Here is a 9254-nt window from a genome sequence, read left to right as displayed (position 1 = left end):
GTTTCGCCCGGCAGCGGCAGCCGCGGCGCGCGCACGACCAGATCCATGTTGAGGCTGCCGACCACCGTCACGCGGCCGGCGCCTGCCGGGCGCGCGGTCATGCGCGACCGCCCGGCGCGGCCGGCTCGCGGTAGATCGCCGTCGATTCGCGCAGCACGAGGCGCGGCGACACGACGCGGCGCCGGCTCGGCGCGGCCGAAGAACCGCCGCCGATCCGCTCGATCAGCGTCTGCGCGGCCATTTCGCCGAGCGCGCGCACCGACTGGCCGACCGTGGACAGCGCCGGATACGTGTAGCGCGAGAATTCGATGTCGTCGAAGCCGATCACCGAGCAGTCGTCCGGCACGCGCAGCCCGCGTTCGGCCGCCGCGCGCAGCGCGCCGACGCCCATCAGGTCGTTGCCCGCGAAGATCGCGCTCGGCCGCACCGATTCGAACAGCCGCGACGCCGCGTGATAGCCGCCGAGGCACGAGAAGTCGCTTTCCGCGATCGCGCCCGGCATGATGTCGATTCCGCGCTCGGCCATCGCACGGATGAAGCCGTGCACGCGCATCGCGCTGACGGCCGTGTCGGTCGGCCCGGTGATGCAGCCGATCTTCGCGTGGCCGAGCTCGAGCAGATGGCGCGTCGCCAGATACGCGCCGCGTTCGTGATCGATCTGCACGAGATCGGCCGCGAGCCCCTCGATGTTGCGGTCGACGACGACGAGCGGCGCATGCGCGTCCGCGAGCGTCTGCGCGAGCACCGCGTCCTCGCCGGCCGACGCGACGATCAGCCCGTCGATGCGCTTTTCCTGCAGCACGCGCAGATAGTTGCGCTGCTTGACGGGATCGTCGTCGGAATTGCAGAAGAACACGCAATAGCCGTTCGCTGCGCACTGATCCTCGATTCCGCGCGCGAGCTCCGCGAAGTACGGGTTCGTGCTGTTCGGCACGACGAGGCCGATGGTCGCCGTCGAGCGCGCCTTCAGCGAGCGCGCGACGGCCGACGGCACGTAGTTGAGCTCGCGGATCGCGCCCTCGACCTTCGCCCGCACATCCGCGGACACCGGCCGCGAATTGTTCACCACGTGCGAGACGGTCGTAAACGACACGCCCGCCATGGCCGCCACATCCTTGATCGTCGCCATTTCCCGTTTCTCTCTGGTCTGTTCTCTGTAGTGCTACCGCGCGCGTGCGCGCCGGCTGCGATAGGTGTCGAGCACGACCGCGACCACGATCACCGCCCCGGTGATGATCCGTTTGGTCGGCTCGTTCGCGCCGATTTGCGCGAGCCCGGCAGCCAGCACGGAGATGATCAACACGCCGAAGAACGTGCTGACCACCGAGCCGCGTCCGCCCATCAGGCTCGTGCCGCCGATCACGACGGCCGCGATCACCTGCAGCTCGAGCCCCGCGCCCGCGTTCGGATCGGCCGCTTCGAGCCGCGAGATCTGGAACAGCGACGCGAGCCCCGCGAGCGCGCCCATCAGCGCGAACACGAGAATTTTATACGGCCGCGGGTTAACCCCGGCAAGACGCACGGCTTCCTCGTTCGTGCCGATCCCTACGAGGTAGCGCCCGAACACCGTGCGCGTCAGCACGAACTGCGCGGCGATCATCACCGCGACCGCGATCAGGAACGCCGGCGAAATGCCGAGCGCGATCGGGTTCGACAGGATGTCGAACGCGTCGCCGATGTATGCGGTGCGCGAGTTCGTCAGCTGATACGCGAGGCCGCGCGCGGCCTCGAGCACGCCGAGCGACACGATGAACGACGGAATCCGCCAGCCGACCGTGACCGCACCGGTCAGCGAACCGGTGACGGTCGCGACCGCGATGCCGATCAGCGCGGCGGGCAGCGGCCCCCACTGCCATTTCAGCGCGGCGACGCTGACCATCGACGCCGCGAGCGCGAGCACCGAGCCGACCGACAGGTCGATCCCGGCGATGATCAGCACGAACGTCATCCCGACCGACATCACGACGAGGTCCGGAATCTGGTTCGCGATCGTGCTGAACGTGTCGTAGGTCAGAAAATGCGAGCTGAGCGCGGAGAACAGCGCGATCATCGCGACGAGCGCGCCGGCGAGCCCGAGATAGTTCGACACGCCGAGCCGCGTGCCGGACAGCGTGCGCGCGCGGCGCCCCGTCACGGTCTGCTGCGCGCCGGCGTCGGTCGGGGATACGGGAGGCTGGGTCATTGCTGTCGTCCTGTCGTCGAAATGCCGCGCGCGGCGGGCTGCGCCGGCCGCGCGTCCGGCTGCTGCGCATCGTCCGGCAACGCTTCGCGGCCGAAGCCGGCGAACGCCGCCGCGAGCAGCGCATCCTGGGTCCAGTTGCCGCGTTCGAACACGGCGGTCATGCGGCCGGCCGACATCACGCCGATCCGGTCGCAGATCAGCATCAGCTCGCGCAGATCGCTCGACACGACGACGAGCGCGCGGCCATCGCGCGCGAGCGCGCCCATCAGCGTGTAGATCTCGAACTTCGCGCCGACGTCGATCCCGCGGGTCGGCTCGTCGAACAGCAGCACGCCCATGTCGCGCGCGAGCCAGCGGCCGATCACGACCTTCTGCTGGTTGCCGCCGGACAGCTCGCCGACCGCCTGCGCCGGGCCGTGCGTGCGGATCCGCAGCGCGTCGATCTGCTGCTCGGCGAGCGCGATCTCCTTGGCCGTATCGACGATGCCGCCGCGCGCGAGCCGTTCGAGCTGGCCGAGCGACACGTTCGACGTGACCGACTGCGACAGCAGCAGCCCCTCGCCCTTGCGGTCCTCGGTGATCAGCGCGATCCCGTGCGCGACCGCGTCCGCCGGCGAGCCGATCCGCACCGGCTGCGGCGGCTGGCCGACCGCGACCATCCCGGCGTCCGGCGTATCGGCGCCGTAGATCAGCCGCAGCAGCTCGGTGCGCCCTGCGCCGATCAGCCCCGAGATGCCGAAGATCTCGCCGGCGCGCACTTCGAGCGACACGTCGCGCACGGCCGAGCCGCGCGTCATGCCCGACACGACGAGCCGCGGTGCGCCGATATGCCGCGCGCCGAGATCGATGTGCTCGCCGAGCTCGCGGCCGACCATCAGCGTGACGAGCCGGTCGGACGTCGTCGCGGCCATGTCGCCGACGTGCACGAGCCGGCCGTCGCGCAACACGGCGACGCGCTCGGCGACCCGCGCGAGCTCCTCGAGCCGGTGCGAGATATAGACGATCGCGACGCCGCGCGCCTTCAGCCGGTCGATCTGCTCGAACAGCAGTTCGACTTCGCGCGCGGTCAGCATCGCGGTCGGTTCGTCGAGAATCAGCACGCGGCAGTCGCCGATCAGGTTGCGCGCGATCTCGACCATCTGCTGATGACCGATGCCGAGCGCGCCGACCGGCGTGTCGGGATCGATCGCGTCGAGCCCGACCTGCGCCATCGCCGCGCGCGCGTCGTCGCGCAGCCGCGCACGGTCGATGATCCCGAAGCGCCGCGGCAGGCGATTCAGGAACAGGTTTTCGGCGACCGTCAGCGTCGGCAGCAGATTCAGCTCCTGCATCACCATGCGCACGCCGAGCGCTTCCGCGTGCGTGCGGCTCGCCGGCGCATATGCGTGACCGCCGAGCTGCATCGTGCCGGCGGTCGGCTCGACGAGCCCGCCGACGATCTTCGACAGCGTGCTCTTGCCCGCGCCGTTCTCGCCGGTCAGCGCAAGCGCTTCGCCGGCCGCGAGCGTCAGCGTGACGTCGGCGAGCACCGGCTCGGCGTAGGTCTTGCCGACGCCGGCGACGGCCAGCACGGGGACGGCTGAACGGGGAGATTGGAAGGTCGGTTCCATCGCGATCCTGGTTGCGGCGGCGCGCACGCGGCGCGCGGTGGTGACGCTCACAAGTGCATGGGCATGCTGCGGCCGTGATCGCGCTCACTCCGGATAACGGCCGCCGCGCCCGTTTCTTGAGGGCGGCGGCCGGACCGGCGCGGCGTCACTTCGTCACGAGATCGACCGGCGTTTCGACGACGCCGGACAGGTCGGCCTGCTTGCGATGCTCGGCGATCGCCTTCAGCGCCGTGTCGATGCCGAACACCGCCTGCTTCGCCGCGTACTGGTCGGCCGTCGCGAGCACGCGGCCGTCCTTGAGCATCGGCTTGATCGCGTTGATGTTGTCGTAGCCGACCACGTACACCTTGCCCTGCTTGCCGGCCGCGCGCACGGCCGACACGGCGCCGATCGCCATGTTGTCGTTGCCGCACAGCAGCGCCTTCAGGTTCGGGTATTCGTTGAGCATCGCCGACGCGACCGCATTGCCCTTGTCGATTTCCCATTCGCCCGACTGCACCGACACGACCTTCATCCCGCCCGCCTTCATCGCGTCCTCGAAGCCGGCCGTGCGCTGCTGCGCGTTGGTGGTCGTCGACACGCCTTCGATGATGCCGACCTGATCGCCCGCCTTCAGCTTCTTCGCGAGGTAGTCGCCGACCTTGCGCGCGCCCTTGCGGTTGTCCGGGCCGACGAACGGCACGTTCAGGTTCTTCGACTTCAGCACGTCCGGATCGAGCCGGTTGTCGATGTTCACGACGATGATGCCCGCGTCGACCGCCTTCTTCACGACCGGCACGAGCGCCTTCGAATCGGCCGGCGCGAGCACGATCGCGTCGACCTTCGACACGATCATCTGCTCGACGATGCGGATCTGGTTGGCGGTATCGGTCTCGTCCTTGATGCCGTTCGTGATCAGGTCGAACTGGCCCGCGTTGTGTTTCTGGTATTCCTTCGCACCGTTTTCCATCGTCAGGAAGAACTCGTTGGCGAGCGACTTCATCACGAGTGCGACCTTCGGCTTGGATTGCGCGTGGACGGCCGGTGCGGCGACGAACGCGACCGCGGCGAGCGCGGCGGTCAGGAAGCGACGGCGAAAGAGGACATTCATACACATCTCCTGGCGACTGGCCCGAAGGGCCTGGCTGTTGTTTTATTACGAGCAAACGTTTGCGCCACACTACCCGACGATCGGCCATCGGTACTGCTGTCGGTGCTGGAATGGAGGCGAGGCAGACGGCCGACTGCCTGGCGCGGGGCGACGTTTACGCGCCGCCGCCGGCGGACGCCGGCGGAGTGGAAGCTATGCTGGACCGTTTCGCTCCGGCGCGCAACCCGTCTGATCAATATTTAGGGTTTATTCGGAGCACGAGGCCGCGCGAATGCGACGCGCGCGGCCAACGGTCGTGCGTCGGCGCGGCGCTTCGGACGAATGTCCGGAAAGCGCCGCGCCGGACGCGATTGCGGTTGTGTTGCGGGCCGCCGGACGCTTGGCCACGCGTCGCCGCGCCGACCGCGGCGTAAGCGATGCGGGCGCTCGCGCATTCGGTCAAACGGTCTCGCGCAATTGCCCGGCGATTTCGGCTTCGCTCAGGTGCGGCGCGAACATTTCGATCAGCCGGTACGCGTATGCGCGCAGGAACGCGCCCTTGCGCAGCCCGACCCGCGTCGTGCTCGCGTCGAACAGATGCTGCGTGTCGAGCGCGACGAGCCCGGTGTCGCGCTGCGGATCGTAGGCCATCGCCGCGACGACGCCGATCCCCATCCCGAGCTCGACATAGGTCTTGATCACGTCCGCGTCGATCGCGGTCAGCACGACGTCCGGCACCGCGCCGGCCTGCGCGAACGCCTGGTCGATGTGCGAGCGGCCGGTGAAATCCTGGTCGTACGTGATGATCGGATATTCGGCGATCTCGTCGAGCGTCAGGTTCTGGCGGCCGGCGAGCGGATGCCCGTTCGGCACGACGACCGTGTGGTGCCACGAGTAGCACGGGAACGTGACGATGTCCGGATAGCGGTCGAGCGCCTCGGTCGAGATGCCGAGATCGGCCTCGCCGTTCAGGATCATCTGCGCGATCTGCTGCGGGCTGCCCTGCCGCAGCGCCAGATGCACTTTCGGGAACACGTCGGTGAACTGCCGGATCACCTTCGGCAGCGCATAGCGCGCCTGCGTGTGCGTCGTCGCGACGACGAGGTGGCCGCTGTCCTGGTCGGCGAACTGGCGCGCGACGCGGCGCAGGTTCTCCGCGTCGAGCAGCATCCGCTCGATCAGCTGATGCACGGCCTTGCCCGGCTCGGTGAGCCCGGTGAGCCGCTTGCCGCGCCGGATGAAGATGTCGACACCCAGTTCGTCCTCGAGATCCTTGATCTGCTTCGACACGCCCGACTGCGACGTGTACAGCACGTTCGCGACTTCCGTCAGGTTCATGTTCTGGCGCACGGCTTCGCGCACGAAACGCAATTGCTGAAAATTCATGGGTATGCCTCTTAGGCTGTCGTTGTTTGACTGTCGAATCGAAGCGGTGTCCGCCCCCGGTGCGGCGCGCGCGTCAGTGCGCGGGAAACACGCGCACCGCGCGCGGCACGGCCGTCGCGCCGTCGCCGACCTGCAGCGCGAGCGCCTGCCACGCGTCGCGATCGAGCTCCGCTTCGAGCGCGCCGCCCGCGCGCGCCTCGAGCTCGACGCGTACCGAGCCGCCGAGCGGAATCACGCGGCGCACGTCCACCGCGATCCCGTCGCGGTGCGCTTCGCCGGCCGGCCAAAGCTGCAGGTCGTGCGGCCGCACGTATGCATTCGCGCGGCCCGCGAAATCGACGTCGACCGCGATCGGCGCAGCCGCGCCGTCGGCGACGAAGCCGCGCGCGGCGACCGTTCCCGGCAGCCGGTTCGCGGCGCCCAGAAACTCGTAGACGAACGCGCTCTGCGGATGATCGTAGACGTCCTGCGGACTGCCGACCTGCTCGACCCGGCCGCGATTGAGCACGACGATGCGATCGGCCACCTCGAGCGCCTCCTCCTGGTCGTGCGTGACGAAGATCGTCGAGATGTGCAGGTCGTCGTGCAGGCGCCGCAGCCAGCCGCGCAATTCCTTGCGAACCTTCGCGTCGAGCGCGCCGAACGGCTCGTCGAGCAGCAGCACCTTCGGCTCGACGGCCAGCGCGCGCGCGAGCGCGATCCGCTGGCGCTGACCGCCGGACAGCTCGGACGGATAGCGCTGCGCGAGCCAGTCGAGCTGCACGAGTTTCAGCAGCTCGTGCACCTTGTCGCGGATCGCCGCTTCCGACGGCCGCTCGCGGCGCGGCTTCACGCGCAGCCCGAACGCGACGTTCTCGAACACGGTCATGTGGCGAAACAGCGCGTAATGCTGGAACACGAAGCCGACCTGACGATCGCGCGCGCCGACGGATGCGACGTCGAGACCCTGCAGCACGACCTGCCCGGCGTCCGCGTGCTCGAGGCCCGCGATCACGCGCAGCAGCGTGGTCTTGCCGCATCCGGACGGCCCGAGCAGCGCGACGAGTTCGCCCGGCGGAAAGTCGAGCGACACATCGTCGAGTGCGGTGAAATCGCCGAAGCGCTTCTGAAGATGACGGACGGTGATACCCATTCTGGTTGCCTCTTTACGATTTCGACGAAACGGCCGCGGGGCCGGCATGGGCGGGAACGTCGGCGCGCGCGCCGGCCAGTTCGGCCGCAAGGTGGCGCTCGGCGAGCAGCTTCAGCGCGAGCGTGACGAGCGCGAGCAGCGCCAGCACCGACGCGACCGCGAATGCCGCCGCGAAGTTGTATTCGTTGTACAGGATCTCGACGTGCAGCGGCATCGTGTCGGTCACGCCGCGGATGTGGCCGGACACGACCGACACCGCGCCGAACTCGCCCATCGCGCGCGCGTTGCACAGGATCACGCCGTACAGCAGGCCCCACTTCACGTTCGGCAGCGTCACGCGGCGAAAGATCTGCCAGCCCGACGCGCCAAGCACGCGCGCGGCCTCCTCCTCGTCGCTGCCCTGCGCCTGCATCAGCGGAATCAGCTCGCGCGCGACGAACGGGAACGTGACGAAGATCGTCGCGAGCACGATGCCCGGCACCGCGAAGATGATCTGCACGTCGTGATTCTGCAGCCACGGCCCGAGCCAGCCCTGCGCGCCGAACAGCAGCACGTAGACGAGGCCGGAGATCACCGGCGACACGGAAAACGGCAGATCGATCAGCGTCGTCAGCAGCGCCTTGCCGCGGAATTCGAACTTCGCGATCGCCCACGACGCGCACACGCCGAACACGAGATTCAGCGGCACCGCGATCGCCGCGACGGTCAGCGTGAGCTTGATCGCGGCCCACGCGTCCGGATCGGCGAGCGACTCGAGATAGAAGCCGACGCCCTTTCTCAACGCCTCGACGAACACCGCGGCGAGCGGCACGACGAGGAAGAACGCGAGGAACGCGAGCGCGACGCCCGTGAGCAGCCAGCGCACCGCGCGCGGCTCGCTGACGGGGTCGAGCCGCTTGGCCGCACCGGCACGCGCGGCGGATCGGTCTTTCAGCACGGCGGTGACCTCCTCGCTCATTGCGCGCCTCCCGCTGCGGCAGCTGCAGCGGCCGCGGCCGGCGCGGGACCGCTCGCGCCCTTGCTCGTGCGGTTCTGCAGATACCACTGCAGCGTGTTGATCAGCAGCAGCATCACGAACGACACGACGAGCATCACGACCGCGAGCGCGGTCGCGCCCGCGTAGTCGTACTGTTCGAGCTTCGTGATGATGAGCAGCGACGTGATCTCCGACTTCATCGGCACGTTGCCGGCGATGAAGATCACCGATCCGTACTCGCCGAGCGCGCGCGCGAACGCGAGCGCGAAGCCGGTGAGCAGCGCCGGCAGCACGGCCGGCAGCACGACGCGGCGAAACGTCAGCCAGCGCGACGCGCCCAGGCATGCGGCCGCTTCCTCCTGTTCACGCTCGAAATCCTCGAGCACCGGCTGCACGGTGCGCACGACGAACGGCAGGCCGATGAACGTGAGCGCGACGAGCACGCCGATCGGCGTGAACGCGATCTTGATCCCGAACGGCGCGAGATACTGGCCGACCCAGCCGTTGGTCGCATAGACGGCCGCGAGCGAGATGCCGGCCACCGACGTCGGCAGCGCGAACGGCAGATCGACGATCGCGTCGACGATCCGCTTGAACGGAAACGTGTAGCGCACCAGCACCCACGCGACGAGAAAGCCGAACACGGCGTTGATCAGCGCGCCGCCGAACGCGGCGGAGAACGTCAGCCGGTACGACGCGAGCACGCGCGGCGACGTGACGGCGGTGACGAACTGCTCCCACGACAACGTCGCGGTCTTCAGGAACGTGGCGGCGAGCGGGATCAGCACCACGAGGCTCAAATAGGCCACCGTGATGCCGAGCGTCACGCCGAAACCGGGCAGCGCGCTCGGCTTGCGAAAGGTGTACGTCGTCATCGGATGCTCTTGCTGGGTCGATTC

Annotated in this window: 8 protein-coding genes and 1 pseudogene; all 9 read right to left on the bottom strand. The window is 68.8% G+C overall.

The window, feature by feature from the left end:
• Positions 1-101 (bottom strand): annotated as a pseudogene (locus BUB20358_RS05165) (ribokinase); the annotation flags it as partial.
• Positions 98-1129 carry a LacI family DNA-binding transcriptional regulator gene (locus BUB20358_RS05160; RefSeq protein ID WP_035972425.1) on the bottom strand — a complete coding sequence of 344 codons (1032 nt, stop codon included), beginning with the start codon at positions 1127-1129 and terminating at the stop codon, positions 98-100. The pseudogene BUB20358_RS05165 and the gene BUB20358_RS05160, both read right to left, overlap by 4 nt.
• A gap of 33 nt (positions 1130-1162) precedes the next feature.
• On the bottom strand, positions 1163-2182 hold the full coding sequence (locus tag BUB20358_RS05155; RefSeq protein WP_006764357.1) for an ABC transporter permease: 1020 nt from the start codon (positions 2180-2182) through the stop codon (positions 1163-1165).
• Positions 2179-3792 carry a sugar ABC transporter ATP-binding protein gene (locus tag BUB20358_RS05150; protein WP_035972426.1) on the bottom strand — a complete coding sequence of 538 codons (1614 nt, stop codon included), beginning with the start codon at positions 3790-3792 and terminating at the stop codon, positions 2179-2181. The genes BUB20358_RS05155 and BUB20358_RS05150 overlap by 4 nt, the downstream gene beginning before the upstream one ends.
• Before the next feature lie 145 nt (positions 3793-3937).
• Positions 3938-4882 carry a sugar ABC transporter substrate-binding protein gene (locus BUB20358_RS05145; protein ID WP_035972427.1) on the bottom strand — a complete coding sequence of 315 codons (945 nt, stop codon included), beginning with the start codon at positions 4880-4882 and terminating at the stop codon, positions 3938-3940.
• A gap of 438 nt (positions 4883-5320) precedes the next feature.
• Positions 5321-6247 (bottom strand): CysB family HTH-type transcriptional regulator, encoded by a 927-nt coding sequence (locus tag BUB20358_RS05140; protein ID WP_006764360.1) that lies wholly within the window; start codon positions 6245-6247, stop codon positions 5321-5323.
• A 73-nt stretch (positions 6248-6320) separates the two neighbouring features.
• Positions 6321-7379: a sulfate/molybdate ABC transporter ATP-binding protein gene (locus BUB20358_RS05135; RefSeq protein WP_035972428.1), complete on the bottom strand. Its 1059-nt coding sequence runs from the start codon at positions 7377-7379 to the stop codon at positions 6321-6323.
• A 13-nt stretch (positions 7380-7392) separates the two neighbouring features.
• Positions 7393-8337: a sulfate ABC transporter permease subunit CysW gene (gene cysW, locus BUB20358_RS05130; RefSeq protein ID WP_006764361.1), complete on the bottom strand. Its 945-nt coding sequence runs from the start codon at positions 8335-8337 to the stop codon at positions 7393-7395.
• Positions 8334-9230 (bottom strand): sulfate ABC transporter permease subunit CysT, encoded by an 897-nt coding sequence (cysT, locus tag BUB20358_RS05125; protein ID WP_006764362.1) that lies wholly within the window; start codon positions 9228-9230, stop codon positions 8334-8336. Before cysT ends, cysW begins: the two co-directional genes overlap by 4 nt.
• Positions 9231-9254 lie beyond the last annotated feature (24 nt).

It is taken from the genome of Burkholderia dolosa (assembly GCF_902499135.1).
In the GTDB taxonomy this organism is placed as follows: domain Bacteria; phylum Pseudomonadota; class Gammaproteobacteria; order Burkholderiales; family Burkholderiaceae; genus Burkholderia; species Burkholderia dolosa.
The sequence above is the reverse complement of the archived record's forward strand: the minus strand, read 5'-3'. Positions and strand labels throughout refer to the sequence as shown.

Excerpts from the sequence above, each read along its gene's own strand:
- cysW (WP_006764361.1), bottom strand. The coding sequence starts at position 8,337 with ATGAGCGAGGAGGTCACCGCCGTGCTGAAAGACCGATCCGCCGCGCGT.
- BUB20358_RS05140 (WP_006764360.1), bottom strand. The coding sequence starts at position 6,247 with ATGAATTTTCAGCAATTGCGTTTCGTGCGCGAAGCCGTGCGCCAGAAC.
- BUB20358_RS05150 (WP_035972426.1), bottom strand. The coding sequence starts at position 3,792 with ATGGAACCGACCTTCCAATCTCCCCGTTCAGCCGTCCCCGTGCTGGCC.
- BUB20358_RS05135 (WP_035972428.1), bottom strand. The coding sequence starts at position 7,379 with ATGGGTATCACCGTCCGTCATCTTCAGAAGCGCTTCGGCGATTTCACC.
- BUB20358_RS05155 (WP_006764357.1), bottom strand. The coding sequence starts at position 2,182 with ATGACCCAGCCTCCCGTATCCCCGACCGACGCCGGCGCGCAGCAGACC.
- cysT (WP_006764362.1), bottom strand. The coding sequence starts at position 9,230 with ATGACGACGTACACCTTTCGCAAGCCGAGCGCGCTGCCCGGTTTCGGC.
- BUB20358_RS05145 (WP_035972427.1), bottom strand. The coding sequence starts at position 4,882 with ATGAATGTCCTCTTTCGCCGTCGCTTCCTGACCGCCGCGCTCGCCGCG.
- BUB20358_RS05160 (WP_035972425.1), bottom strand. The coding sequence starts at position 1,129 with ATGGCGACGATCAAGGATGTGGCGGCCATGGCGGGCGTGTCGTTTACG.